Genomic DNA, 25,414 nt, shown 5'->3' with positions numbered 1-25,414 from the left:
ATCGAATCGTCCGATCTGTTGTGCATGACGGATCAACAATTTGAGTTCTCGGAAACGGCTTTGCCCGGCTTGGAAGCCGCGCGCCTCTCCCCCCATCTGAAGGGCGGCGAAGGGCTGGACGGGCACCGCGCGCGGTTGCGCAGCCGGTTCATGGAACGCGGGTCGGACGCCTTGCCGGACGAGGATGTGCTGGAATTGGTCCTGTTCCGCGCCATCCCGCGGCGCGAGGTCAAATCGTTGGCGCGACGGTTGCTCTTCGAGTTTGGCGATTTCAACAGGGTCATTTCCTCCCCGCCCGCGCGGCTGGCAGAGGTGCAGGGCGTCGGGTCCGCCGTCATTCAGGAATTGAAGATTGTGCAGACCGCCGCCGAAAGGCTGGCCCGGGCCAAAGTCATGCACCGCGAAGTTCTGTCCAGCTGGGACGCGCTGTTGGATTATTGCCAAACCCGCATGGCGCATCTGGAGGTCGAAGAATTCAGGGTGCTGTATCTGGATCGCAAGAACGCGCTGATCGCGGATGAGGCGCAAGGGCGCGGCACCGTGGGTCATGTTCCGGTTTACCCGCGTGAGATCGTGAAACGCGCGTTGGAACTGAACGCATCGGCCTTCATTTTGGTGCACAACCATCCATCCGGCGACCCAACCCCGTCGCACGAAGACATTGCCATGACAAAGGCCGTGCAGGAGGCGGGCAAAGCCCTGGATTTGCAGCTACATGACCACCTGATCATTGGAAGATCGCAACACACGTCCTTCCGCGCGGACGGCCTTATTTGACCCAAACCTCAACCCGCCGATTGATCGCGCGGCCCCAAGCGGTGTCGTCGCAGGCCATGGGCAGCGCCTCTCCAAAGGCGTCACTTTGCAGTTGAATGCGGGAGAAATCCGCAATGGTGGATGCGTCCCGCACCTGTCCCATGACCAACCGCGCGCGGCGCAGGGCAAGCGCCTTGTTAGGCCGCGCCGGACCTTCGCCATCACTGAAGCCCACAAACATCAGGGTCTTGCCATCGAATTCACCCGTCTCCAACGCGCGGCCGAGACGCAGGATGTTCTCGCTGGATTGCACGTCCAGCTTGGTGCCGGATTCGAAGCGAAAGGTCGTCGACAGGCGGTCGCGGTCGCGCAGGGTTTCAACCAGGCGTTTGAGTTCTTCAATTGGGACCTCGTCCCCCACCGCGCTGATCGCATGGGCCAACCGGTCACCTTGGGTGTTGAAGTCCGACGATGTGATCGCCTGATCCACAAAGCCGGCCCGCCGGATCACCAAATCGGCGGAAGACGAAGCCGTGAAATCCATAAACTGGCGTGCGACCAGTGGCAGGCGGCGCGCGGGCGTGAACAACATCAACGGCAACGTCAGCGGGTAATCTTCGGTGCGCAAGGCGGCGACGCTAGGGGCTTGTTCAAACCCGCAAGAGCCAGAGATGCGCACAGGATCGGCGTTGCCAATCTCGCTCAGCGTGGTCAGGCCGATTGCGAAACTGTCCCCCGCGACGGCGTCGGCAAGATCTTCAAGCGCGGGCTGGCGGGTCGCGTTGGATGTCATTGAGACGCCATTCGGGGCCAAAACACGGTCCTCAAATGCTTCCGACAGCCCTGCGTTGGGTGGCGGAGCCTGCACAATGATCGGCACATCAGCGCCGCCAATCTCGGTCCAATTTGTGGCGTTGCCGGAAAACGCGGCGGCCAGCTGTTCCATCGACAGGTCTTTGACCGGCTGGTCAGGGGCGACAATTGCGACCATCCCGTCCAACGCAATCACCCGCGCACGGCGGCCTTTCACCAAATTGCCCGACCCGGATGACGCCGCCATCTGTTCTTCCACCGGGCGCGGTTCACGTAGGACGAGGGCAATGTCGGCCTCTTCCGCGATCAAATCTGCAAAGCCTTCTGACGTGGTCGTGGCGCGCAATCCGAACCGCGCGCGGACACGCTCAGCGTCACTGAGGATGAAAGTGGACTGCGTGTCATCGACCACTTCGCGCGTCAGCGTCAGCTGATTGCGTTCGGCAAAGGCCTGAATGAGCGCGGGGATCAACACATCTGCCATGCGCCGCGTGCCCGAAAAGGTGACGTCGGCGATGAACGCATTCAGGTCGGGACAACCCGGCCCGGCGCAGGTGACGCCCGCGCCATCAAGGGTCAGCGGGCCATAAATTGTATCGACGCGGTAGAACTCGCCATCATAGCTGAGCAACGTGCCGTCGATCCGCACCGACCCGTCGCGGGACGTCAGCGCCACATCCTGCGCAACCGCAGGTGCAGCGCAGAGCAATGCCGCGCATATGATGCGTGAGAAAGGACCCAATTGACCGCCCGACTTAATTCGAGGCGAGTTTCAGGTCTGGGAGGATATTTTTCAACTCTAGATTGTCGCCGATCCGGTCGCATCCCGCAGGGGCGAGCCGCATCGCGTATCGTTGCACCGGACGACCCGGTACCTGCTGCAGGATGCTGGCCTCTTGCGGGATGTTGCAGTTGGTCGCGGTGACTGGCGCAACCAGCCCGAGGCGGATCACGCCCCTTCGGGCGTCAGGCGCAATGCGATGTGACAGCACTTGCGCAACAGCGCCCGACCCGTCGCCCAACGTGACGACATCTACCGGCAAGTGACGTGGCGCCTTGCTGGTCAGCCGTGCATCCGCGCCATCGGACCACGCGACCGCGACGCGCACGTATTCGTAGATTTCGGGGGCAGTGACATCGGTCGTTAGCACTGAATAGTCGTCAAAAACGGCGTCAATTTCAGCGAAATAGGACAATGCGGGGATCTCTGCCCGGGCGTAACCGGTCATCGACAGCGACATGTCGAACGCCAGCCCGGCATAGGAGATCAACACTCGTTCTTCCGGGCGGCAGGGCGCTGCGACCTCGATCAAAAACGTGGCATCAGGGCCCGGCGTGACGTTGATCTGCTCGGCGCAGGCGAGCCCGAACGCGCTGGTATCGGCCTGATCTTGCACCTGCTGCGCGAAATTACTCGGGCTGCCCCGTGAATAGGTGGGCGCAACGGTTTCGAACCGCGCAATCTGGATATCGGGCAGGCTTGGCAGCGCCGCTTCTATGGATGGCACCGGCGGCGTGACCGCAAGTGCAATCGTGTCAGCGCTGGCCCCACCGCCATAGGAAATAGCTGCGCCAAACGCTACGCTTAGAAGTCTGCCCATTTTTGCCTCTCATGTCCGGTTACTCCGGTTTCTTTGAGTGGCCTATAAGGTGCGGGTCGATTGTGGCGAAAATGAGGCAACGTCGCTACGCCGCCCTTATTTTCCTAGCCCAGCTCACCGTGGCAATGCTTGAATTTCTTGCCTGACCCGCAGGGGCACGGCGCATTGCGGCCCGGGTTGCCCCAGGTTGAACGGTCGTTTTCGTCGAACCCTTTGGCAAGTGCGGCAACCGGTTCGGGATCAGCCGCCGCTGCCGTTGCCCCGGCTTCTTGTGCTTGCTGCTGCGCCATGAATTGCTGAATCATCTCTTGCTGCTGCTCTTCGGTCAGCGGCACCACGCGGGACAGCTTTTGCGACACGTCTTCACGCAACCCGTCCAGCATGCTTTCGAACAGCTGGAAGCTGTCATTCTTGTATTCGTTCAGCGGATCGCGCTGCGCGTACCCACGGAAGCCAACGACCGACCGCAGATGTTCCAGCGCCAGCAGGTGTTCGCGCCACTTGCCGTCAATCGTCTGCAGCAACAGCTGCTTTTCGATGTTGCGCATGTTCTCGGGGCCAAAGTCAGCCGCCTTCTTGGCCATGAACTCGTCAGATGCCTTGTACAGCCGTTCGGCGATTTCGTCGTTGTCGACGCCCTCCTCGTCGGCCCATTCGATCACCGGCACGTCGATGCCCAGCTTTTCCATGGTCGCGACATACAGACCTTGGGTGTCCCACTGGTCGGCATAGGTTTTGGGCGGCATGTATTGATCGACCAGATCGTCAATCACCTGATGGCGCATGTCTTGCGCGATCTCGCCAACCTCTTCGGCCTCCATGATTTCCATGCGTTGGCCGAAGATGGCTTTCCGCTGGTCGTTCATCACGTCGTCAAATTTCAGCAGCTGCTTGCGGATGTCGAAGTTGCGACCCTCCACCTTGGCCTGCGCCTTTTCGAGCGATTTGTTGACCCAAGGGTGCGCAATTGCTTCGCCTTCCTTCATACCGAGGGTGGACAGCATCTTGTCCAACCGATCGGACCCGAAGATCCGCATCAGGTCATCTTCCAAAGACAGGAAGAAGGAGGACCGGCCCGGGTCACCTTGACGGCCGGAACGACCACGCAGCTGGTTGTCGATCCGGCGGCTTTCGTGACGTTCCGTAGCCAGAACAAACAGCCCGCCTGCGGCTTTGACCTCATCCTCGGCCTTCTTGTGATCGGCTTCGATCTTGGCGCAGATGGCGTCGGCATCCCCATCCGGGTCCGCTGCCAAGGCTTCCATGATCTGCATCTCGACATTACCGCCAAGCTTAATGTCGGTGCCGCGACCGGCCATGTTGGTGGCGATGGTCACCGCGCCCAGCTTACCGGCATTTGCCACGATCTCTGCCTCGCGCTCGTGCTGGCGGGCGTTCAGGACGTTGTGTTCCACACCGGCCTTGGTCAGCAGCTCGGACAGGTATTCGGATTTCTCAATTGAAGTAGTGCCGACCAAAGCCGGCTGACCGGCTTTATTCGCGGCCTGAATTTCTTCGACGATGGCGGCGTATTTTTCGGCGGCTGTGCGATAGATCGCGTCATGCTCGTCAATCCGCGCAATAGGGCGGTTCGTGGGTACTTCGACCACGCCGAGGCCGTAGATTTCTTGAAATTCCTCCGCCTCGGTCGATGCCGTGCCGGTCATGCCGGACAGCTTTTCATAGAGCCGGAAATAGTTCTGGAACGTAACAGAGGCGAGCGTGACGTTTTCCGGCTGGATGTCGCAGCCCTCTTTGGCCTCGATCGCCTGGTGCAAACCGCCTGACAGGCGGCGGCCTTGCATCATGCGGCCCGTAAACTCGTCAACCAGCATCACCTCGCCGTCGCGGACCATGTAGTCCTTGTCTTTGTGGAAGGCCTTGTGGGCTTTCATCGCCTCGGTCACGTGGTGGACGATGGTGGTGCTTTCGGGGTCATACAGGCTCTGTTCTTCGGGAAGCAGGCCCATTTGGTGCAGCCGCTCTTCCACAAATTCGTTGCCTTCGTCGGTAAAGGTGACGGCGCGGGTCTTTTCGTCCAGCTTGAAATGGTCTTCCTGCACCTCGGGGATCAGCTTGTCGATTTGCAGGTACAGGTCGGACCGGTCCTGCGACGGGCCGGAAATGATCAACGGCGTCCGCGCCTCATCAATGAGGATCGAGTCCACCTCATCCACAATCGCGAAGAAATGGCCGCGCTGCGACATATCATCGAGGGAGGACTTCATGTTGTCGCGCAGGTAGTCGAAGCCCAGCTCATTGTTGGTGGCGTAGGTGACGTCGGCAGCGTAGGCCACTTTCTTCTCGTCATCAGGCTGCTGCGGGTAGACCGCGCCGGTGGTCAGGCCAAGCTGAGTGAACACGTTGCCCATCCATTCGGCGTCACGACGCACCAGGTATTCGTTGACGGTGACGATATGCACACCCTTGCCCGCAAGCGCGTTCAGATAGGCGGGGAAACAGGCCACAAGGGTCTTACCCTCACCGGTTTTCATTTCCGAGATGTTTCCTTGGTGCAGGAAGATGCCGCCCATCAGCTGCGTATCAAAGGCGCGAAGTCCCAGCGCACGTTTCGCGGCCTCGCGGACATTGGCGAAGGCTTCGGGCAGCAGCGCGTCAAGGCTTTCGCCCTTTTGCGCGCGCATCGCGAGGTCTTCGGTGCGTTGCTTGATCTCGTCGTCAGACAGCTTTTCAAACTCTGGCTCAAGGTCGTTGATCTTGGCGACCAGCGGGCGCACGGCCTTGACCTTGCGGTCGTTCGGCGTGCCGAAAACCTTTTTGGAAATCGTTCCCAGACCCAGCATATTTCTCTGCCTCACTGCGGCGCGTCCACGCCGCTTAACATCATCGTGTGAAGGTGCCGCTTGCCGAAGCGTCCTACGCACCATATCTCATTGCCCAAGACGACGCCGCCTTGGACCTGATGTGATGTAAGAGGCGGTCGTTATAGTGTCAACGGCGCGGGGGGTCCCGTGACCCAACAGGAGCCAGGTTTCATGGGCAAATTTACTACACTTCTGCGTGCGACAGGCATGGCGGTCACGCTGGCCGCACCAGCCGCCGCGCAGGACAAGGACACCGTCCTGGCAACGGTCAACGGAACCGAGATCACGCTGGGCCACGTCATCACCCTGCAAGACCGGCTGCCGGAACAATACAAACAGATCGAAGACCAGCGGCTTTATGACGGCATCCTGGAACAACTGATCCAGCAAACCGCGCTGCAGCAGGAGATGGAAAAGGACCTGTCGGAGGCAACCATATTGGGTTTGGAGAACGAACGCCGCGCGTTTCTGACCAATGAGTTTCTGGCAAGCGCCGCCGACATAGAGGTTTCCGACGCCGACCTTCAGGCCACTTATGACGCCCAGTTCGGCAATATAGAGCCTGAGCAGGAATTCAACGCCGCCCACATTCTGGTGGAAACCGAGGAAGAAGCAAAAGAGCTGATCGAGCTGCTCAATAAAGGCGCCGACTTCGCAGAGCTTGCACAGGAAAAATCCACCGGCCCCAGCGGCCCGTCGGGCGGCGCTCTGGGCTGGTTCGGCAAAGGCCAGATGGTGCCCCCGTTCGAGGCCGCAGTGATCGCCCTCGAAGATGGCGGCGTGTCCGAACCGGTGCAGACCCAGTTTGGCTGGCACGTGGTCAAACGGAACGAAAGCCGCACCAAAAACGCCCCAAGCCTGGACGAGATGCGCGCCGACCTGATTGAACAGATCCGCGGCAACAAGCTGCAGGAGAAGATCGACCAGATCACCGATGCCGCAGACGTGGTCAGGAGCGAAGTAGAGATTGATCCTACGATCATCCGCAAGGTAGAGCTTCTGTCGAAGTAACCACCTTAAAGGCACAATATGGCCGTCATCACCGAAGTCTCCCCCCTGGCACCTGCCGGGGGCTTTCCCGAATTGCCGATCATCCAAGGCGTGCGGTTTGCGACCATCGCCGCCGGAGTGAAATATGAAGGCCGCGCCGATGTGATGCTGGCCGAGGTTTGCGCGGGCGCGTCCATCGCCGGGGTCTTCACCCGGTCGGCCACGCGCGCGGCACCTGTGCTGGATTGCCAGGCCAAGTTGGGGACCGTTGAAGACCCAGACAGCGGTTTCGCCATTCTGGTAAATTCCGGCAACGCAAACGCGTTCACCGGCAAGAATGGCGTGACCTCTGTCGAGGAGGTGACCGGCGCGGTGGGCAACACGCTCGGTATCCCGCAAAACCATGTCTATTCCAGCTCAACCGGCGTCATTGGTGAGCCGTTGCCGCATGACAAAATCACCACTGCATTGGGCGAATTGAAGGCCAACCTGTCCGACCACGCAATCGCGGATGCGGCGCACGCCATCATGACCACGGACACGTTCGCCAAGGCGGCCGCCGCCACTGCCGAGATTGACGGCAAGACCGTCACCATCGCAGGCATCGCCAAAGGCTCCGGCATGATCGCACCTGATATGGCGACGATGCTGGTCTACATTTTCACCGACGCGCAGATTGGCACTGTAGAATTGCAATCTCTGGTCTCGGGCCTGAACGAAGGCACGTTCAACGCCATTACCGTGGACAGCGACACATCGACTTCGGACAGCTTGATTGCAGTGGCCACAGGCAAATCGGGCGCGGATGTGTCCGGAAATGGTGCCTTTGCCGCCGCCCTGTCTGACGTCATGACCGACCTTGCCCATCAGGTTGTGCGGGACGGTGAGGGGGCCACCAAATTCATCGAAATCCGGGTGACCGGCGCGGCGGACGACGCCGACGCCAAGAAGATCGCCATGGCCTGCGCGAACTCACCTTTGGTCAAAACCGCCATTGCAGGTGAGGACGCCAATTGGGGCCGCATCGTCATGGCGGTCGGCAAATCCGGCGCGAAAGCGGATCGCGACACGCTGGGGATTGCCTTTGGTGACATCACCGTTGCCGAAAACGGCTGGCGCGCACCGAACTATTCCGAAGACGCCGCCTCGGCCTACATGAAGAACGAAGAGATCGTGATCACCGTGTCGATGGGCATCGGCGACGGCACGTTTACGGCCTATACCTGCGATCTGACCCATGGCTACATAACCATCAACGCGGATTACCGGTCGTGAAAACCGTCCTCGTTTCCGCCGTGGCCCTGATCGACATTGACGGGCGCATCCTGCTTGCCCAGCGGCCTGAGGGGAAGTCCATGGCCGGCCTGTGGGAATTCCCCGGTGGCAAGGTGGAACCGGGCGAAACGCCCGAAGCCGCACTGATCCGCGAGTTACAGGAAGAACTGGGGATCAACACATGGCAAAGCTGCCTCGCCCCGCTGACATTTGCCAGCCACAGCTATGATGACTTCCATCTGCTGATGCCGCTGTTCGCCTGCCGCAAATGGGAAGGCACGCCGCAGCCGAAGGAAGGCCAAACTCTGAAATGGGCGCAAGTGTCCCAGCTGCGCGACTACCCGATGCCGCCGGCCGACGTGCCCTTGATCGCGATGCTGCGTGACCTTCTTTGACGCAGGGTTCTAAACCCACAAGAAAGTACTGGATTATGGGGTAGTATTGGATATCCTGCCCTCGAAACCTTGGGGGAGGTCATACATGCTCAGAACAGTCACCGTCGGCTCTTGCGTCTCGATTCAGGGAATTTTCGTCAAGGCGTTGGAAGACGGACGGATCTGCATCCGCGTGGGTGAGCAGCTTTTCCGGGGCCGCCCGGTCACGTCAAAATAGACCCTATTCCACCCAACCTTTGAGGTTTTGGGTGATGACATCTGACAGCGCGGCGATATGCGGCGGGCTGTCGTTGAGGCATGGGATATAGGTGAATTCTTCGCCGCCCGCTTCCTCGAAGCTCTCTTTGATCTCTTCGTTGATCTCTTCCAGCGTCTCGATGCAGTCGGCGGAAAACGCGGGCGCGATGACGGCGATGCGTTTGTGCCCGGCCTCTGCCAGCCGCGCGACCTCTTCCACGGTGTAGGGTTGCAGCCACTCTTCAGGGCCGAACTTGGACTGGAAGGTCGTTTTGATCTGCGTGTCTTCCCAGCCCAGCTTTTCCTTCAGCAGGCGCGTCGTTTTCTGGCACTGGCAGTGATAGGGGTCGCCCTCCATCAGGTAGCGCTTGGGCACCCCGTGATAAGAGGTCACCAGAATGTCCGGTTTGGTCTCTAACTTGGCGTAAGCGTCCGTCACGGATCCCGCCAAGGCGTCGATGTAGGATGGCTGGTCATAATAAGCTGGCACCGTGCGTACGGAGGGTTGCCACTTTTCCTCCATCAACGCGCGGAACAGCTGATCGTTCGCTGTCGCCGAGGTCGCGCCCGCGTAATGCGGGTATAAGGGGAAGAAGAGGATGCGGTCGCAGCCGGCCTCCACCATCCCGCGGACCTTGGATTTGGTAGACGGGTTGCCGTAGCGCATGCAGAAATCCACGACAACGCGGTCGCCAAACTGCTTATGCATCTGCTCTTTGATCGCCGCTGTCTGGTCTTTGGTGATCGTCAGCAGCGGGCTTTCGCCCGCTTCATGATTCCAGATGGATTTGTACGCCGCGCCGCTGGCAAAGGGGCGTTTGGACAGGATCACGCCCTGCAGCAGCGGCTGCCATAGCCACGCAGAATAATCGACGACCCGCTTGTCAGATAGAAACTCGCTCAGATACCGGCGCATCGGCCAGTAGGTGTAGTCATCCGGCGTGCCGAGATTGGCCAGCAGGACGCCGACCTTGCCGAACCGCACCTTGGGGTGGTCGGGCTCTGCATTGGGCAGCGGGTTATACGGGCATTCGGTCATGACTGGTCGCTTTCATCGGTCTTCACGGGCCGGGCGTCTTCGCCCATCTCGACGGTATTCAATGCGTCGGCTAAACGCGAAGAGGCGGATCCCGGCCGTAGCGGCTTTTGCTGGCTTACATCGGGCGCCCAGCCTGTCAGATAGAGCAACTCGAACGTCGCGACCACCCGTTCGCCTTGGGTGGGGTAAAGTGTCGCCATTTGGTCAAAGAGCGCGCGCGGCGGGATGCGCTTGTCGCGGGCATGTAGCACGTTGCTTTCGCCCATGGCGCGCAGGTCGTGCATCAGTGAGGTAACGGACCCGTAGCTGACGGAACGCGGGTCGGCGTCGGCCACCGGCAGCGCAAAGCCCGACCGTTGTAGCAAAGCGCCCGCGTCCCTGATGTCGACCATCGGGGAAATACGCGGGGACAAGCCGCCCATGGTGGCGACCTCCGCCTCGGAAATCGCGGCGCGCAATTCCGTCATCGTCTGGCCGCCGAACATGGCGACCAGCAGCAGCCCATCAGGCTCTAACGCACGCTGGCATTGCACCAATTGGCCGATGGGGTCGTTCGATTGGTGCAGGCACATTGCGTGGATCACCAGGTCAAAAGACTGCACCTCAAGCGGCAGAATATCATCGTCCGAGATCACCGTGGCACCCGGAAATTCAGTAGACCAAAACGCGGCAAACCCGGTCACAACCGCAACCTTGGTAAACGACCTGTTAATGTCTTTCAGTCTTTCCTTGATCTCGAACGCCGCTTCTTCGTGCAGAAACAGCGCCGCCCCCTGCGCCACGGCGCGCGCGCGTCGCTTCAATAGCGCGGGGCGGTCGAACAGGATGGGCGGCTGGCTCATAACATGTGGCTCACTAAGGGTGTGCGCCGCTACTTAGAGGCCGGAGGCCAGAATGCAAACCGTCTTGCGGATCATATATCCGTCACAATGCCTGACCTGTGGCGAAATGGTAGAAGAGGACTTCGCCCTGTGCGGCCCTTGCTGGCGCGACACCGCCTTCATCAACGGGCTGACCTGCGACACCTGCGGCGTGCAGCTGCCCGGCGATGATGATGGCACCCAAGCGCAATGCGACGACTGTATACGCGTTGCCCGGCCTTGGTCCCGGGGGGCGGCCGCGTTCATGTATCGTGACAACGGGCGCAAGCTGGTGCTGGGCCTGAAACATGGCGACCGGACAGAGCTGGCGGTGCCAGCGGCAAAATGGATGTGCGCCGTAATGCCCAAGTTAGACCCTGACACATTGGTGGTCCCGGTGCCGCTACATTGGATGCGCTTCCTCAAACGGCGCTACAATCAAGCCGCGCTGCTGGCCAAAGAGGTCGCGCGATTGTCTGACCTGACCTATCTGCCCGACGCGCTGCACCGCACCAAATCCACCAAACCGCTGGACGGGCATAGTCGCGACGCGCGGTTTGCGATGTTGGACGCAGCCATCAACGCCAACCCCAAACGCGCGGCGCAACTGGAAGGGCGGCGCGTTTTGCTGGTGGATGACGTCATGACCTCCGGTGCGACGTTGGCCGCAGCGACCGAGGCCTGCCGCGCGGCGGGCGCTGATCACATTGACGTGCTCGTTCTGGCGCGCGTTGCGAAGGATGGCTAAGTGCCTATAGTCGCGCCAAGCTGGAAGGGAATTTTCATGGCCAAAGTTGAAATCTACACGTCGCAGCTGTGCGGCTTTTGTCATGCCGCCAAGCGGCTACTGAATTCCAAGGGCATTGCCTTTGACGAAACCGACGTGGGCCGCAACCCCGGCGAGAAAGCCACCATGATCCAGCGCGCCAATGGCGGGCGCACGGTGCCGCAGATCTTTATCGACGGCAAACATGTCGGCGGCTGCGACGATCTGTATGATCTGGAACGCTCCGGCAAGCTGGACCCGATGCTGGCCTGACATATGCGTATCGGTCTCGTTCAGCTCAACAGTTCTGATGACCCTGCCGCCAATCTGGTACAGATGCGGCGGGACATTGGTACGGCGGTTGAGGGCGGGGCCGAATTTGTTCTGACGCCGGAGGTGTCGAACTGCGTCTCGCTCAGCCGTAGCCACCAGAACGACGTGCTGCATCTTGAGGCCGATGACCCAACATTGGCCGGCCTGCGGGAGGTTGCGCAACAGCACGGTATCTGGCTGCTGGCCGGATCGCTTGGGATGAAGACCGGCGATGCGGATGGACGGTTCGCCAACCGCAGCCTGATGATCGGTCCGGATGGGCAGGTGGCCGGGCGCTACGACAAAATCCACATGTTCGACGTGCAAGTCACCGAGACCGAGACGTTCAAGGAATCGGACGGCTACCGCCCCGGCGCAGACGCCGCCGTGGTGCAAACCGGCTTCGGCAAGGTCGGGCTGACCATCTGCTACGACATCCGTTTCCCGCATCTGCACCGCGCGCTTGCCAAAGCCGGGGCGCAGATTATCACCGTTCCCGCCGCCTTCTCACCGGTGACCGGTGCTGCGCATTGGCATGTGCTGCTGCGTGCCCGCGCCATTGAAACCGGGTGTTTCATCATTGCCCCGGCGCAGACCGGCCAACATAACGGGCGCGCCACCTATGGCCACTCGTTGGTTGTTGCCCCTTGGGGCGAGGTGCTGCTGGATATGGGTGAAGAGCCGGGTGTGGCCTGCCTCGACATTGATCTCGCCGAGGTTGGCAAGGCGCGTCAGCGTGTCCCGTCACTTTCGCATGACAGAAAATATTCCGCGCCTATACTGCGCGGCGATGAGCGAACGGAATGACCCCCTAGCCACGGCCCTGTTCTCAGAGCTGTTCATGGCCGACCAGCTGGCGCGCAACCGGTTGAGCCGCGCGTTGCCGAAAGGCATGGAGCTGTCGCATTTCTCGGTTCTCAACCATTTGGCCAGCGTCGGCGAGCCGCGTTCCCCCACGCGGCTGGCGGAGGTGTTTCACCTGACCCGCGGTGCGATGACCAACACACTGAGCAAATTGGAATGGGCGGGCTACGTGCATGTGAACCCTGATTGGGATGATGCGCGGCGCAAGGAGGTGGTGATCAGCCCCGCCGGTCGCGCCGCCCGGGACGCGGCCCTGGCGGCGATCACCCCGCTCATCGCCGAAATCGTCGAAGACCTTGGCGTCAGCAAGGTCAAGGCAACGCTGCCGGTTTTGCGGGAATTGCGCCAGCGTCTGGGCGACACGACCTAAGCCATCTTGTCGGCCTGCAGGCCGGGTGTTAGCGTTGCAAAAATTTCTGAGGCACGTGTCAATTTGATCAGTACCGACCCGGTCGCGCCTGTTGCCGGCGCATCCGTCTCCCCTTATCTCAATGTTGCCGAAATTGGCGGTCTGTCGGCGGACGGGGCGCTGCCGGACGCGCTTCACATACCCTTATTTGGCGGCACGAAAGACACGTATTTCATGTTTGACGCGGCCCGCGCACCGGGATTTGTGGAATGGCTTGGCGGGGCGGGGCTTGCGCTCGATTGCCTGTTCCAGGGCGAGGCCCGGGAAAATCTGGCTGATGTCGCGCCCTGGATCGTTAAGCTCACCCCTGAGGACGCGGCGATAACGGCCCTCTTTAGCGAGGGTGAGCCAATGCTGATGCAGTTGTGGGGCGCCAAGGCCGGCATCTTCTTGCGGTCCGCGTTTGGAATGGAACGCGTGAAGGCCCATCTCAGGCGAATGCTGAAGGTCCGCAACGCAGACGACGCCTGGACCTATTTTCGGTTTTGGGACCCGGTAGTGGCCTGCGATTACTTTGCGCAAATCACCGATTGGCCCGAGCGGGTGGCGAGTATGTTCACCTCGCGCCACCTCAACGACCTTGAAATTCTGGCGATTGATGAGGCAGCTGGTCTGGCACGCCATTTCACGCCCGCCGCGCCGCTGCCGGACAACCTGACGTCCGCGGGCGCTGGGTCAAATGTGCTGCGTCTCACACCGCGCGACCATCAGCTGTTCGCCGCCCGCCAACGGCCGAAGCTAAAGGCCGAACTGGCTGAGTGGTTGGTCCGATATGACCCAAAGCGGTTCAAGCCCTTTGGGGAGGAGAGGCTGGCCGCGATTGCGGAGCATGGGCTGGCTCAAGGCGCGACATTCGGTTTCGAATTCAAAGAGGAGTACGCGCATCTTCTATACATGATGAGCTTCCTGGGAGGATGGTTTCACACGTCCAGCGACTTTGCGGCCTTCTATGAACCCTGGGCGCAAAAACAGGACCGCCGATACGAGACCATGCGCCTTGGGTTCGTACAGGCATTTGAGACGGCCTACCCCGCTTCGGACACCCGCGACGCGCTGCTCACAAGCATCCACCAGCGAGCGGCTTTTGTTCCTGGCGGCATTGAACGCGCGGGCCCCGCTGATATCGAAACCTTGTCCGGTTTGGCGGAACAGCTTTTGCCGGCAGGCATCTCGCCCAACGCCGCACGGGCCGAAACCATTGCGACCTGCAAAATGCTTGGCCTGAACGACACGCGGGTCAAATGTCTCTTCTATATGTTGCGCCTGACCCTTGGCCCAAAACCGCTTGATGACCCGTTTCAGCCGTGGATACGGGAGAAGCTGATTGCGTCCGGCCAAAGGCCCACTAATGTCGCCAAAACCGCTGAATTTGCACTGCGCCGTTTGCGCCACTTCATTTGAGTTAAGAACCGATGGGCAATACCCCTTCCGCAACCACCCCAGGCAACCCCCCGACCGGTACGGCTGGCGGCACAGGTCTGTGTTGTGCCTGCCCGGTTGAAGGTCCAGCCTCTACAAACGGGTACGGCGCATATTTTTTGACCAATTATCCCCACTCAACCGTCCTGTGGAACGATTGTCACCTAAACTTCATCCGGACTTCGAGCGCTGGGCGGGTTGAGGTCACGGTAAAGGTGGCGCTGAAGTATCAAGAAGGCGCATCGGCCGTGAACCACGGCGATTACGCCGCCGATTTGGTGAGGTACGCACAAACCTTTTGGAACCGCGGCGCGCGTGGCTACAAATTGAAGATCAAGCAGGATGGCTGCCCCGAGCAAGAACTGGCGATGCAGCTGAATTTTGAAATTGTCGTCTCAGCTGCCGAGGCCGATGTCGAAATCTACATCAGCGACCTTCCAATGGCTCCGGGCAATGACAACATATCCTATGTCGAAGGTGGGTATCTGATGGTCTTCTACCTTAACGGGGTAGGGGATCCCTATTGGGTCATGGCCCATGAGTTCGGCCATGTGCTTGGACAGCCAGACGAATATGTGGAACTTGAAGTGACGGCGCAGCCGTCCGGCGACGGTGTGAACTATATACCTGACGGCCCGGCCCCAGTCGTGACCTTCGTCGGTACAGCGACCCAGGAAAATGCTAGTGGTGGAAAAGGACAAACCGCAGTGAACCTGGAGCCAGGCTTTCCGACGCCGGGCGAGCCAACATATACTTTTAACACAAACTCGGCGATGGGTATGGATGGAGGCCAAAGGATCTATGCAGAGAACTTTTTCTGGGTCGCCATCGAGTCCGAGAAGCTGTTTGCAGCCGAGGGAACCTCGATTAGCGCGAATATCATCCTTTCTTAGCATTTGGTGCTGGCTCGCGCTCAGCATTCCAGCTCTTTCGCAGGACATAGTTATGACACCACCATGCAACATTGATCCGCAGCTTGTCGGAAGCCAAGACGGGCCATTCTTCCGCCTTGATTACTACGCCTCCCCCGAAGGATGCAGTTTCGATGAAGGCGGCAGTAACTGGACGTCCGAGTCAGTGGCGCAGGTCCATATTACCAACACCTCTGACAGCCCATTTTCCGTTTTTGTAAGAGATCGGGGTTCGTTGCGCGGCGCATCCATTGTTGAAAAGGATTTTCCTGACCGCAGCACGATTTGGAGAAGCGGCCCTCCGCGGAAAGTGGAAAATAAGCAGGTCGAGACAGTTCTTCAGCCCAGAGCGGTCTGGAAAAGCAACACAGCGCGTATTCTCCATCCGACTGCGGCCATTTCCGTTATGAAAGGGTTACGGATCGGGCGGCCCAAACTTCCGGTGATCCAAGTTGAACCGAGGGAGTTTATTGTGACGACCCGCTTCATTGCGAACTTGGTACAGAACAATACGCAGCAGCGCCTTGATAGGCAGTTCTCCTCAACCTTGATGATCAGTTACGTCCCGGAGGAGGACTAAGAGGACCCCATCCGCAAATAGCCCTTTGGCTTGATGCTGGATGTCACGTAATTCACGGACAGGTCGCGGCCCGACAAGGACCAGCTCCAGGCGATCGGGTTGAAGACGAAACCGGTGCGGTCCACGGGCTCTAACCCCGCGTTGCCGATCAGATCGAACAGCTCGTCCGGGGTGATGAACTTGTCCCACTCATGCGTGCCTTTGGGCAACCATCGCATGATGTGTTCCGCGCCGATAATCGCCATCAGGTAGCTTTTGGCGTTGCGGTTGATCGTCGAACACACCATCAGCCCGCCGGGTTTCAGCAGCTGTTGGCAGGCGGTCAGGTAGGCCAGCGGGTCGGCCACATGTTCCACCACTTCCATGTTCAGCACGACATCAAACTGCTCTCCCGCCTCGGCCATCGCCTCTGCGGTGGTGAAGCGGTAATCAATATCAAGCCCCGATTGTTCGGCATGCACCTGCGCCACGGGGATGTTGCGTTCGGCGGCGTCGGCGCCCACCACGTCCGCACCAAGCCGCGCCATGGGTTCAGCCAAAAGCCCGCCACCGCAGCCGATGTCGAGGATGCGCAGACCGGCAAACGGGTCCCGCGTTTTCAGGTCGCGGTTAAATTCTGCTGCAATCTGCTGGGTGATGTAATCCAACCGGCACGGGTTGAGCATATGCAGCGGCTTGAACTTGCCGTTCACGTCCCACCATTCGGCGGCCATGGCTTCAAATTTGGCGATCTCGCCCGGGTCAACTGTAGTGTTCATCTGTCTCACCTCATTTCGGCATGGTCGCGCCGTCTCACCACGTTATATAGGGCGGTATGGACAGAACGGCAGGACAAAACCGCGCAGCCGCGCATCTCTATCCCGGGATCGACCCGTTCGATCAGCGGATGGTGGAAGTCGGCGACGGGCACAAGGTCTATGTAGAGCAATGCGGCAACCCTGACGGGCAGCCGGTGGTGGTTCTGCATGGCGGCCCCGGTGGCGGGTGCAGCCCGGCGATGCGGCGTTATTTTGATCCGGCGCATTTCCGCGTCATCCTGTTTGATCAACGCGGCTGCGGCCGGTCGCGGCCCCATGCGTCGGTGGAAAACAACACCACCTGGCATCTGGTCCGCGATATCGAGCTGATCCGCGATGGCCTCGGCCTTGACCAATGGGTGGTGTTTGGCGGCAGCTGGGGTGCGACGCTGGCATTGATCTATGCCGAAACCCACCCCGCCCGCGTGTCGCATCTGGTGCTGCGCGGGGTGTTTATGATGACCCAGGCTGAGCTGGACTGGTTCTATGGTGGTGGCGCCGGCAAGTTCTTCCCCGAACGGTGGGACGCTTTTGCCTCACTCATCCCCGAGGATGAGCGGGACGATATGATTGGCGCCTATAGCAGGCGGCTGTTCTCCGGCGACATGCAGCAGGAGGTCCGGTATGCCCGCGCATGGGCCGGATGGGAAAATCAGTTGGCGGCGTTGCAGGTGCATGGCAGCGGTGAAAGCCCCGCGGATTACGCCCGCGCCTTCGCCCGGCTGGAGAACCACTATTTCACAAATCGTGGATGGTTGGAGGGCGATGACGTGATCATGGCCAACCGCCATTTGATCGAACATATCCCCGCCTCCATAGTGCAGGGCCGCTACGACATGATCTGCCCGCCGCATTCGGCGCACCGGCTGGCGCACGGCTGGGACAAGGCAGAGCTCAATATGATTCCCACTGCCGGGCACGCCCTGTCAGAGCCGGGCATAACTGCTGAACTTGTGCGCATTACCAACGAAATTCGCGACACAAATAGCTGAATTTCGCGCCACTGGTGAAATTTATTAAAAAAATTTCACGTGCAGGGGCTTTACAGATTCCGGTCAGTCGCTACGCTGCTGGGCACACCAAAGGGACAATCTGGGGATAATCGGGACACTTGTCGGGCCTATTACGCATCATCGTGCAGCGTTTGCTGCTGGGTCTCGTGACCCTTTTCGTCGTCTCCATCATCATCTTCGTCGCGGTCAACGCGCTGCCGGGTGACTTTGCGCAGGCAATTCTCGGGCAAGGCGCAACGGAGGAAGCCGTCACGGCGATCCGTGAACAGCTTGGCCTGAACCAAAACGCATTTACACGCTATGTGACGTGGCTCAGCGGCGCGGTTCGCGGCGATCTTGGGGTTCCGCTCAGCCAGGCGCTGTTTGCCGGTAACTTCGGTAGCACGGCGACGGGGACGGAAGTGATTACGGTCGTCGACCAGATCATGCCGCGCCTGCAGAACACGCTGTTCCTTGCGGGCGTGTCCGCTGCGATCTCGGTGCCGCTGGCAGTGACCCTCGGGGTCCTGACCGCGCTTTACCGCAACTCTGCCTTTGACAAGGCGATGAACGTCTCGACCTTGTCGGCAATTTCCAGCCCCGAGTTCTTCATTGCCTACATCCTGATCCTGTTCCTCGCCGTGTTGAACCCGATCTTCCCGTCGCTCAGCAACATCTTCCCGGGGATGGAATTCAGCGAGCGCCTGAACCGCACCATGTTGCCCGCGCTGACGCTGACCCTGGCGGTCACGGCACAAATGATGCGGATGACGCGCGCCGCAATCATCAACCTGCTGGCCTCGCCTTACATCGAAATGGCGCGGCTCAAGGGCCTCAGCCCAATGCGGGTTATCGTCAAACACGCGCTGCCAAACGCGCTGGCCCCGATCATCACCGTGATTGCGCTGAACCTTGCGTTCCTCGTCACCGGCGTTGTGGTGGTCGAGGTGGTCTTCGTCTACCCGGGCATTGGCCAGCTCTTCGTGGACAGCGTGAAAATCCGCGACATCCCGGTGGTGCAGGCGTGCTGCCTGATCTTCGCCGCGGTCTACATCCTGTTGAACCTGACTGCTGACGTACTGTCGATCATTTCGAACCCACGTCTGAGGCATCCGAAATGACCTTGATATACCTGATCCTAATTCTCATCGCTTTGGTCGGCGTCGCGTGGGTTTTCCGCGCGGCCGGGCAGCAGCTGACAGAAAACAAACCGTTCTTCCGGGATATGCCGTTGGGCGTGGCATATGGGTACGTGTTTGCGGTGGTCGCACTGGCGGCAAGCATTTGGTACTACTCCCAGCCCATCGCAACAGCGACCGAACCACCCGCCCCCGTACCTGGCGTGATTTTCTTCCGCTGGGCGGTGCAGGGCTTTCTGGCTTTCGGCATCGCGGCTTACCTGTTCAAGCTTCTGGGCGAGAACTTCGGCTCTGAGGCCAGCAAGAAGCTGTTTCGGTCCATGCCATTGACCGCCAGCTTCGGTGTGATGATCATTTTGACCTATGCGTTCGTGTCGATCTTTGCCGGTCAAATTTCGATCCTGACGGTCGCAGGCGTTGGCGCGTTCGGCGTATTCATCAACGTCATGATCCGGCGCAACAGCTCCACGGATGTGCAGAAATTCTCCGCGCTTTTGACGCTGGTTACAGTGGCGGTCTTTGCGCTGATGTATGTTCTGGGACCGCTGGCCCCTTATGGCCAGGAAGAGGTTCTGGGCGCGGCCAATATCGTTCCGGGCGGTAACCCGGCGGTGGGCGGCAACCCGGAATATCCGTTGGGCACGGATCAGATCGGCCGCGATATCCTGTCGCGCCTGATCTTTGGCGCACAAAACACCGTTGGCATCGCATTTGTCACAACCTGCCTTGCCTTCTTCATCGGCGGGTCGCTGGGCTTCCTGGCCGCGACATTGGGCGGTTGGCTGGACCAGCTTTTGTCGCGCGCGGTTGATGCGCTGATGGCGATCCCCGCGCTGATCTTTGCGCTGCTCTTGATCACCATTGCCACCGCATGGGCGGGCTCCGCGTCGTGGCAGGTGACGATTTACATGATCTTTATCATCGCCGTCATCGACTCGACACGCGTTTTCCGCCTGTCGCGCGCCGTTGGCCTGAACATTGTGGTCATGGATTACATCGAAGCCGCCAAGCTGCGCGGCGAGGGCCTTGGCTATCTGGTCTTCCGCGAGATGCTGCCAAACGCCTATGCACCGTTGCTTGCCGAATTCGGGCTGCGCTTCTGCTTTGTGTTCCTGACAATCGCGTCGCTGTCCTTCCTGGGTGTGGGTATCCAGCCGCCGCTGGCGGATTGGGGCACCATGGTCCGCGACCTGTCACAATTCATCAACTTCGCAGCCTTCGCGCCAAACGTGGCCGTGGCACCGTTGCTGGCCGCTGGCGCCATCGCGCTGCTCACCGTGGCCGTGAACTTCGTGGTCGACTGGATGCTGCATAAATCGTCAGGGTTGAAAGAATGAGCGAACCACTCCTCAAAGTCCGCGGCCTGAAGATCGAAGGCCGTTCCGACGAGACATGGAACCCCATCATCAACGGTGTTGATATGGACCTGAACCGGGGTGAGGTGATTGGCATGATCGGCGAATCCGGTGCCGGCAAGTCCACCATCGGGTTGGCCGCAATGGGCTTTACCCGGGACGGTGTGCGCATCTCGGACGGGTCAGTCGTGTTTGACGGCATCGACCTGGTCACCGCCTCTGCGGCCGAAAAACGTGCGCTTCTTGGCAGCCGCATCGCCTATGTCGCGCAATCCGCCGCCGCGAGCTTCAACCCGGCGCATAAGTTGATCGACCAGCACACCGAAGGCCCGGTTCAGCACAATGTCTCGGCGCGCGGCGAAAGCCAGGAAGACGGGATCGAGCTGTATCGCCGCCTGCGCCTGCCCAATCCCGAAGAAATCGGGTTCCGCTATCCGCACCAGGTCTCCGGCGGGCAGTTGCAACGCGCGATGACCGCTATGGCCATGGCCTGCCGCCCCGACCTGATCATCTTTGACGAACCGACTACGGCGCTGGATGTGACGACCCAGATCGAGGTACTCGCTTCGATCCGCGACATCGTCGAACAGTTTGACACCGCCGCGATCTACATCACCCACGATCTCGCCGTCGTGGCGCAGATGGCTGACAAGATCAAAGTGCTGCTCAAAGGCGACGAGGTGGAGGAAGCCGACACCCGCACCATGCTGGCCAACCCGACGCAGGATTATACCAAGTCGCTTTGGGCTGTGCGCAGCTTTGAACGCCCCGCCAAGCCGTCAGTGGCCACCGGCGCCACTCCGATTGTGTCGGTCAAAGGTGTGACCGCCGCCTATGGCACCGTCGATGTGCTGCACGATGTGAGTTTTGACATTCACGAGGGCCGTACGGTTGCTGTTGTGGGTGAATCCGGGTCTGGCAAATCGACGACCGCGCGCTGCATCACGGGGCTTCTGCCGCCGCGCATCGGGCATATCGAATTCGAGGGCCAGCAAATGCCGCTGGACTATCGTCGCCGCAATAAAGACCAGCTGCGTCAGGCGCAGATGATTTACCAGATGGCCGACACCGCGCTGAACCCGCGCAAAACCATCGGCGAAACCATCGGTCGCCCTGTTGAATTCTACCTCGGCCTTAAAGGCCGCGAAAAACGCGCCAAAGTGGACGCGCTGCTCGAAGAGATCGAGCTGGAGCCAACGCAATATTTCCACCGCCTGCCGTCTGAGCTGTCGGGCGGTCAAAAGCAGCGCATCGGGATTGCGCGCGCATTGGCGGCAGAACCCAAATTCATCATCTGTGACGAGGTGACGTCCGCGCTCGACCAACTGGTCGCCGAGGGCATCTTGCGCCTGCTGGCCAAGCTGCAGGACCAGTTGGGCCTCAGCTACATGTTCATCACCCATGATCTGGCAACGGTGAAATCCATCTCGGACGAGGTGGTGGTGATGAAGGACGGCGTCGTGGTAGAACAGGGCGAAAAGGCCGACATGTTCCAGCCGCCGCACCATCCTTACACGGATCTTTTGCTCAGCTCGGTCCCCGAAATGGACCCCGATTGGCTGGACGAACTGCTCAAACAGCGCGGAGTTGATAACATCGGCGATGCGGCTGTTGATAAGATGTAACACGAATCACCCACCAAAAGGGTGGCGATAGATGACGGGGGACCGTCAAAAATTCACTAACTGGGAGACTATAAATGTCACAACTTACAAGACGCGGCCTGCTGAAGGCCGGTGTTGCAGCCGGGGTGCTTTCCGCAACCGGTATGCCGCTGATGGCGGCGCCGAAAAAGGGCGGCCGCTTGCGGTTGGGCCTTGCGGGCGCAAACACATCCGACAGCTGGGATGGCCGGACGCACTCTGACAGCTTCATGATCATGTGTGCCCACGGCGCCGTGTTTGACTGCCTGACCGAAGTTGGCGCAGACGGCCAGCTGAAGGGCGAATTGGCCGAAAGCTGGGAAGCCTCCGCTGACGCGAAGACCTGGACCTTCAAGCTGCGCAAGGGCGTGACGTTCCACTCCGGCAAAGCATTTGGCGCTGACGACGTGATTGCGTCCCTCGAAATGCACACTGCTGAAGGTGCGAAATCCGCGGCCAAGCCAATCGTTTCTGCAATCGCAGAAATGAAGAAAGTCTCCGATCACGAGATTCAGATGACGCTTGAAGCCGGCAACGCCGACTTCCCGTTCCTGCTGTCGGACTATCACATCCTGATGTTCCCGGCTGGCGAGATCGACGAAGCCATCGCATCCGGCAACGGCACAGGCCTCTACAAGGTCGAAAGCTTCGACCCGGGCGTGCGTTTCGTCGGCAAGCGCGTCGACAGCCACTACAAAGACGGCGAAGCCGGTTTCTTTGACGAGCTGGAAGTCATCGCGATCAACGACGCATCCGCACGTATGAACGCGCTGATGACTGGTCAGGTTGACGCCGTGAACCGCGTTGACGTGAAGACCGAGGCGCTGCTGAAGGCCAACCCGAACGTCAACATCTTCGAGGTGACAGGCAACCAGCACTACACGTTCCCAATGCAAACAGGGCTTGCCCCGTTTGATGACCTGAACGTCCGCAAAGCGCTGAAGCACGCGATCAACCGTGAAGAGCTGGTCGACAAGATCCTGCTTGGCCACGGTAAGGTTGGCAACGACCACCCAATCGGGCCGGCAAACCAGTACTTTGCTGCCGATCTGGAGCAGAACGCCTACGATGTGGACAAAGCCAAGTTCTACATGAAAGAGGCTGGCTTGACCGAGCTGAACGTGGACCTGTCCGCTGCAAACGCGGCCTTCGCGGGTGCGATCGACGCGGCTCAGCTGTATCAAGCCTCCGCCAAGGCGGCCGGCATCAACATCAACGTGGTACAAGAGCCCGATGATGGCTACTGGTCCAACGTCTGGCTGAAAAAGCCATGGTGTGCCTGCTACTGGTCCGGTCGCGCGACCGAAGACTGGATGTTCTCCACCGCGTATGAAACCGGTGTTCCATGGAACGACTCCGGCTGGGAAAATGCACGCTTCCAGGAGCTGCTGCTGACCGCCCGCGCCGAGCTGGATTCCGGCAAGCGCAAGGACATGTACACTGAAATGCAGATGCTGATGTCTGCCGAAGGTGGCACCGTGGTTCCAATGTACGCCAACTATGTTGACGCGCATTCGACCAAGCTGGCCAACACCGGCACCATCGGTAACGTCTTCCAGATGGACAGCTCGCGCCTGATGGAGCGCTGGTGGTTCGCGTAAGCGACACTCGCATCTAGAACACGGAAAACGCCCCGCCTCCCGGTGGGGCGTTTTTCATTCTGCGGCCGTCTGACTTGGGGAAAGCTGACCCGGCGCAGACTGAAGCAGTCGCTGCAATTCCGACAGAAGCGCCGCTTTGCTCAAGGGCTTGGACAGGTAGCCATCCATCCCCGCATTCAGCAACGCTTCACGATCCTCAGGGGCGCCATCTGCGGTCAACGCCACGATCGGGGTGTAGGCGAAATGTGCCGGTCCCGCGCGAATGCGTTCGAACGCCTCCCGCCCCGACATAACAGGCATATGCATGTCCATGAGGATGAGGTCGTATTTGGCTTGCCTCGCCTGCTCCACCGCCTGCGCCCCGTTGGTGACTTCGTCAATCTGGGCGGCGGTGCCTTTCAGAAAAGACTTGGCGATGAACCGGTTTGACGCGTTGTCGTCGACCAGCAGGATGCGTATGCCGTCGAAAATCGGCCCGTCATCCTGCGCCGAATTGGTCGCGGTTTCCGTTGCCTCCGACGGAGCGGTGGGTTCGGCGTCAAACCGCAAAGTGAACACCGACCCTTCGCCAATATCCGACCGCACGTCAATCGACCCGCCCATCAGCTCTGCCAGCCCTTGCGATATGGACAGCCCCAGGCCCGTGCCTTGCGCCGCCCGCTCCCCATGGTCATCAACCTGGCTGAATTGGCGGAACAGTTTGGCCTGCGAAGCTTCCCCGATGCCGATACCCGTGTCGGTGACCGCCGCTTCAACCCGCACCGTCTCGTCGGATATGCTGGCGGCGCCCAGCTTGATCTGCACGCCGCCCTTGTCGGTGAACTTGATCGCGTTGGACACAAGGTTGGACAGGATCTGGCGCACCCGGACCGGGTCGAACACCATGCGGCCCGGCAGACTTGGCTCGACCTGCATCCGCAGCCAAAGTCCCTTGTCGCCAGCATTGGCTTGAAACAGTTTCACCACGGCGTCGGCGACGTCTCTCAGGTCGCCTTCCACCGGCGCCAGGGTCAATTTGCCGGCCTCCACCTTGGCGTGGTCAAGCACGTCGTCGACAAGGGTCTTCAGCGCGACGGCGGATCCAACCAACACATCCGCGCGTTCAACTTCTTCGGGCGCGGTTGCGTCGTCCTTCATCAGGTGCGCGATGCCCAGGATGCCGTTCAGGGGTGTGCGTATCTCGTGGCTCATGGCGGCCAGAAAGCGGCCCTTGGCCTCGTTGGCGGCGTCCGCGCTGTCGCGGGCGTCGATCAATATTTGCTTCGACCGCCGGTTGTCGACCATCATCACGGTGATGTAGCCAACCATCAGCGCAAGAACGGCAAGGCCAATGCCAACGTTGCTCCAAAGTGCCTCAGACATAACGTCCGAGACAACGGTCAGGGCGATGGTCACCACCACCGGACCCCCGGTCACAACCGCCAGCGGCAGATGGTACGCGCGGACGCTGGCACAATGGATCAGGGCGGTGGTCAGCGTGCAAAAGGCGAAAAGCTTCGGCGTCAGCCCGTCCAGATGCCACATCTCGTACGGCACCCGCAGGAACACCATCGACCCCACGCAGGCCGCAACCAGCAGGTTGAGATAAGACCACCAAGTCATCCGCCACGCGATGCGCTGCACCGCCAGGATGCCCCAAAGCTCTATCGCCAGGTAGGCCACGACCGTCAGCAGCAGAAACGGCCACGGCAGGTGGAACGCGCTTAACCCGATGACGGCCATTACCGAGCCCGACCGCGCGGGAAGGTCGCGGATGGTAATATTTTCCTGCCGCAGCACGGCTTCTTTTTCCGGTAGGCGGATCACGGGACGAACTACACCATCAACGACAATAC

The 25,414-nt window shown here is 60.2% G+C and carries 24 protein-coding genes; 17 read left to right on the top strand and 7 right to left on the bottom strand.

Annotated features, from left to right (window positions below):
- The first annotated feature begins 24 nt into the window (after nt 1-24).
- Nucleotides 25-777, top strand: coding sequence for a DNA repair protein RadC (gene radC, locus Q0899_RS13745; protein ID WP_299193492.1), 753 nt, complete (start codon nt 25-27; stop codon nt 775-777).
- Here the strand turns inward: radC and Q0899_RS13740 are convergent.
- The 3 genes from Q0899_RS13740 to secA all read right to left on the bottom strand — a co-directional run bounded on the left by Q0899_RS13740 (nt 770) and on the right by secA (nt 5,974).
- Complete coding sequence (locus tag Q0899_RS13740) at nt 770-2,245, bottom strand: substrate-binding domain-containing protein (RefSeq protein WP_299193490.1); 1,476 nt, start codon at nt 2,243-2,245, stop codon at nt 770-772. The two genes, radC and Q0899_RS13740, sit on opposite strands and share 8 nt — an antisense overlap.
- 79 nt (nt 2,246-2,324) lie before the next feature.
- The gene (locus Q0899_RS13735; RefSeq protein WP_299193488.1) at nt 2,325-3,170 is read right to left on the bottom strand and encodes a hypothetical protein; all 846 of its coding nucleotides are present in this window, start codon (nt 3,168-3,170) and stop codon (nt 2,325-2,327) included.
- Between the two features lie 104 nt (nt 3,171-3,274).
- Entirely contained in the window at nt 3,275-5,974 is a 2,700-nt protein-coding gene (secA, locus tag Q0899_RS13730) for a preprotein translocase subunit SecA (protein ID WP_299193486.1), read from the bottom strand.
- A gap of 192 nt (nt 5,975-6,166) precedes the next feature.
- Here secA and Q0899_RS13725 point away from each other — a divergent pair, with 192 nt between their 5' ends.
- The 4 genes from Q0899_RS13725 (at nt 6,167) to Q0899_RS13710 (ending at nt 8,872) form a co-directional block, all read left to right on the top strand.
- Entirely contained in the window at nt 6,167-7,006 is an 840-nt protein-coding gene (locus tag Q0899_RS13725; RefSeq protein ID WP_298294880.1) for a peptidylprolyl isomerase, read from the top strand.
- 18 nt (nt 7,007-7,024) lie between these two features.
- Nucleotides 7,025-8,260 carry a bifunctional glutamate N-acetyltransferase/amino-acid acetyltransferase ArgJ gene (argJ, locus tag Q0899_RS13720; protein ID WP_299193483.1) on the top strand — a complete coding sequence of 412 codons (1,236 nt, stop codon included), beginning with the start codon at nt 7,025-7,027 and terminating at the stop codon, nt 8,258-8,260.
- On the top strand, nt 8,257-8,655 hold the full coding sequence (gene mutT / locus Q0899_RS13715) for an 8-oxo-dGTP diphosphatase MutT (RefSeq protein ID WP_298294874.1): 399 nt from the start codon (nt 8,257-8,259) through the stop codon (nt 8,653-8,655). The genes argJ and mutT overlap by 4 nt, the downstream gene beginning before the upstream one ends.
- Nucleotides 8,656-8,740: 85 nt before the next feature.
- Entirely contained in the window at nt 8,741-8,872 is a 132-nt protein-coding gene (locus Q0899_RS13710) for a hypothetical protein (protein WP_298294872.1), read from the top strand.
- 3 nt (nt 8,873-8,875) lie between these two features.
- On the opposite strand, the gene hemH is transcribed toward Q0899_RS13710, so the two are convergent.
- On the bottom strand, nt 8,876-9,931 hold the full coding sequence (gene hemH / locus Q0899_RS13705) for a ferrochelatase (RefSeq protein ID WP_298361086.1): 1,056 nt from the start codon (nt 9,929-9,931) through the stop codon (nt 8,876-8,878).
- Nucleotides 9,928-10,773, bottom strand: coding sequence for a methyltransferase domain-containing protein (locus tag Q0899_RS13700; protein WP_298294868.1), 846 nt, complete (start codon nt 10,771-10,773; stop codon nt 9,928-9,930). Before Q0899_RS13700 ends, hemH begins: the two co-directional genes overlap by 4 nt.
- Before the next feature lie 52 nt (nt 10,774-10,825).
- Here Q0899_RS13700 and Q0899_RS13695 point away from each other — a divergent pair, with 52 nt between their 5' ends.
- The 7 genes from Q0899_RS13695 to Q0899_RS13665 all read left to right on the top strand — a co-directional run bounded on the left by Q0899_RS13695 (nt 10,826) and on the right by Q0899_RS13665 (nt 16,052).
- Nucleotides 10,826-11,539, top strand: coding sequence for a double zinc ribbon domain-containing protein (locus tag Q0899_RS13695; protein ID WP_298361084.1), 714 nt, complete (start codon nt 10,826-10,828; stop codon nt 11,537-11,539).
- Nucleotides 11,540-11,575: 36 nt separating this feature from the next.
- On the top strand, nt 11,576-11,830 hold the full coding sequence (gene grxC / locus Q0899_RS13690) for a glutaredoxin 3 (RefSeq protein WP_298294864.1): 255 nt from the start codon (nt 11,576-11,578) through the stop codon (nt 11,828-11,830).
- A gap of 3 nt (nt 11,831-11,833) precedes the next feature.
- The gene (locus Q0899_RS13685) at nt 11,834-12,676 is read left to right on the top strand and encodes a carbon-nitrogen hydrolase family protein (RefSeq protein ID WP_299193479.1); all 843 of its coding nucleotides are present in this window, start codon (nt 11,834-11,836) and stop codon (nt 12,674-12,676) included.
- Complete coding sequence (locus Q0899_RS13680; RefSeq protein WP_299193477.1) at nt 12,660-13,103, top strand: helix-turn-helix domain-containing protein; 444 nt, start codon at nt 12,660-12,662, stop codon at nt 13,101-13,103. Before Q0899_RS13685 ends, Q0899_RS13680 begins: the two co-directional genes overlap by 17 nt.
- Before the next feature lie 63 nt (nt 13,104-13,166).
- Nucleotides 13,167-14,543, top strand: a complete 1,377-nt coding sequence (locus Q0899_RS13675) for a DUF4123 domain-containing protein (RefSeq protein WP_299193475.1) — start codon at nt 13,167-13,169, stop codon at nt 14,541-14,543.
- A 233-nt stretch (nt 14,544-14,776) separates the two neighbouring features.
- Nucleotides 14,777-15,454 carry a hypothetical protein gene (locus tag Q0899_RS13670; RefSeq protein WP_299193473.1) on the top strand — a complete coding sequence of 226 codons (678 nt, stop codon included), beginning with the start codon at nt 14,777-14,779 and terminating at the stop codon, nt 15,452-15,454.
- A 52-nt stretch (nt 15,455-15,506) separates the two neighbouring features.
- Complete coding sequence (locus Q0899_RS13665; protein ID WP_299193471.1) at nt 15,507-16,052, top strand: hypothetical protein; 546 nt, start codon at nt 15,507-15,509, stop codon at nt 16,050-16,052.
- Here Q0899_RS13665 and ubiG read toward each other — a convergent pair.
- Nucleotides 16,049-16,819 (bottom strand): bifunctional 2-polyprenyl-6-hydroxyphenol methylase/3-demethylubiquinol 3-O-methyltransferase UbiG, encoded by a 771-nt coding sequence (gene ubiG, locus Q0899_RS13660; protein ID WP_299193469.1) that lies wholly within the window; start codon nt 16,817-16,819, stop codon nt 16,049-16,051. The genes Q0899_RS13665 and ubiG overlap by 4 nt on opposite strands.
- Before the next feature lie 47 nt (nt 16,820-16,866).
- On the opposite strand from ubiG, the gene pip reads away from it, so the two are divergent.
- The 5 genes from pip (at nt 16,867) to Q0899_RS13635 (ending at nt 23,579) form a co-directional block, all read left to right on the top strand.
- A complete protein-coding gene (pip, locus tag Q0899_RS13655) occupies nt 16,867-17,841 on the top strand; it encodes a prolyl aminopeptidase (protein WP_299193467.1) in 975 nt (324 codons plus the stop codon).
- Between the two features lie 119 nt (nt 17,842-17,960).
- Nucleotides 17,961-18,962 (top strand): ABC transporter permease, encoded by a 1,002-nt coding sequence (locus Q0899_RS13650; RefSeq protein WP_298294850.1) that lies wholly within the window; start codon nt 17,961-17,963, stop codon nt 18,960-18,962.
- The gene (locus Q0899_RS13645; RefSeq protein ID WP_298294848.1) at nt 18,959-20,317 is read left to right on the top strand and encodes an ABC transporter permease; all 1,359 of its coding nucleotides are present in this window, start codon (nt 18,959-18,961) and stop codon (nt 20,315-20,317) included. The genes Q0899_RS13650 and Q0899_RS13645 overlap by 4 nt, the downstream gene beginning before the upstream one ends.
- Nucleotides 20,314-21,960, top strand: coding sequence for an ABC transporter ATP-binding protein (locus Q0899_RS13640; RefSeq protein WP_298294846.1), 1,647 nt, complete (start codon nt 20,314-20,316; stop codon nt 21,958-21,960). The genes Q0899_RS13645 and Q0899_RS13640 overlap by 4 nt, the downstream gene beginning before the upstream one ends.
- A 74-nt stretch (nt 21,961-22,034) precedes the next feature.
- The gene (locus tag Q0899_RS13635) at nt 22,035-23,579 is read left to right on the top strand and encodes an ABC transporter substrate-binding protein (RefSeq protein WP_299193464.1); all 1,545 of its coding nucleotides are present in this window, start codon (nt 22,035-22,037) and stop codon (nt 23,577-23,579) included.
- 54 nt (nt 23,580-23,633) lie between these two features.
- Here Q0899_RS13635 and Q0899_RS13630 read toward each other — a convergent pair whose 3' ends face one another.
- A complete protein-coding gene (locus Q0899_RS13630; RefSeq protein WP_298361066.1) occupies nt 23,634-25,385 on the bottom strand; it encodes an ATP-binding protein in 1,752 nt (583 codons plus the stop codon).
- Nucleotides 25,386-25,414 lie beyond the last annotated feature (29 nt).

The sequence above is a fragment of the uncultured Litoreibacter sp. genome (assembly GCF_947501785.1).
In the GTDB taxonomy this organism is placed as follows: Bacteria; Pseudomonadota; Alphaproteobacteria; order Rhodobacterales; family Rhodobacteraceae; genus Litoreibacter.
Note: the sequence above shows the minus strand (reverse complement) of the source record. Positions and strands in the feature narration are given on the sequence as shown.

Excerpts from the sequence above, each read along its gene's own strand:
- radC (WP_299193492.1), top strand. The coding sequence starts at position 25 with ATGACGGATCAACAATTTGAGTTCTCGGAAACGGCTTTGCCCGGCTTG.
- Q0899_RS13735 (WP_299193488.1), bottom strand. The coding sequence starts at position 3,170 with ATGGGCAGACTTCTAAGCGTAGCGTTTGGCGCAGCTATTTCCTATGGC.
- secA (WP_299193486.1), bottom strand. The coding sequence starts at position 5,974 with ATGCTGGGTCTGGGAACGATTTCCAAAAAGGTTTTCGGCACGCCGAAC.
- Q0899_RS13725 (WP_298294880.1), top strand. The coding sequence starts at position 6,167 with ATGGGCAAATTTACTACACTTCTGCGTGCGACAGGCATGGCGGTCACG.
- argJ (WP_299193483.1), top strand. The coding sequence starts at position 7,025 with ATGGCCGTCATCACCGAAGTCTCCCCCCTGGCACCTGCCGGGGGCTTT.
- Q0899_RS13710 (WP_298294872.1), top strand. The coding sequence starts at position 8,741 with ATGCTCAGAACAGTCACCGTCGGCTCTTGCGTCTCGATTCAGGGAATT.
- hemH (WP_298361086.1), bottom strand. The coding sequence starts at position 9,931 with ATGACCGAATGCCCGTATAACCCGCTGCCCAATGCAGAGCCCGACCAC.
- Q0899_RS13700 (WP_298294868.1), bottom strand. The coding sequence starts at position 10,773 with ATGAGCCAGCCGCCCATCCTGTTCGACCGCCCCGCGCTATTGAAGCGA.
- Q0899_RS13695 (WP_298361084.1), top strand. The coding sequence starts at position 10,826 with ATGCAAACCGTCTTGCGGATCATATATCCGTCACAATGCCTGACCTGT.
- grxC (WP_298294864.1), top strand. The coding sequence starts at position 11,576 with ATGGCCAAAGTTGAAATCTACACGTCGCAGCTGTGCGGCTTTTGTCAT.
- Q0899_RS13685 (WP_299193479.1), top strand. The coding sequence starts at position 11,834 with ATGCGTATCGGTCTCGTTCAGCTCAACAGTTCTGATGACCCTGCCGCC.
- Q0899_RS13680 (WP_299193477.1), top strand. The coding sequence starts at position 12,660 with ATGAGCGAACGGAATGACCCCCTAGCCACGGCCCTGTTCTCAGAGCTG.
- Q0899_RS13665 (WP_299193471.1), top strand. The coding sequence starts at position 15,507 with ATGACACCACCATGCAACATTGATCCGCAGCTTGTCGGAAGCCAAGAC.
- pip (WP_299193467.1), top strand. The coding sequence starts at position 16,867 with ATGGACAGAACGGCAGGACAAAACCGCGCAGCCGCGCATCTCTATCCC.
- Q0899_RS13645 (WP_298294848.1), top strand. The coding sequence starts at position 18,959 with ATGACCTTGATATACCTGATCCTAATTCTCATCGCTTTGGTCGGCGTC.
- Q0899_RS13640 (WP_298294846.1), top strand. The coding sequence starts at position 20,314 with ATGAGCGAACCACTCCTCAAAGTCCGCGGCCTGAAGATCGAAGGCCGT.
- Q0899_RS13635 (WP_299193464.1), top strand. The coding sequence starts at position 22,035 with ATGTCACAACTTACAAGACGCGGCCTGCTGAAGGCCGGTGTTGCAGCC.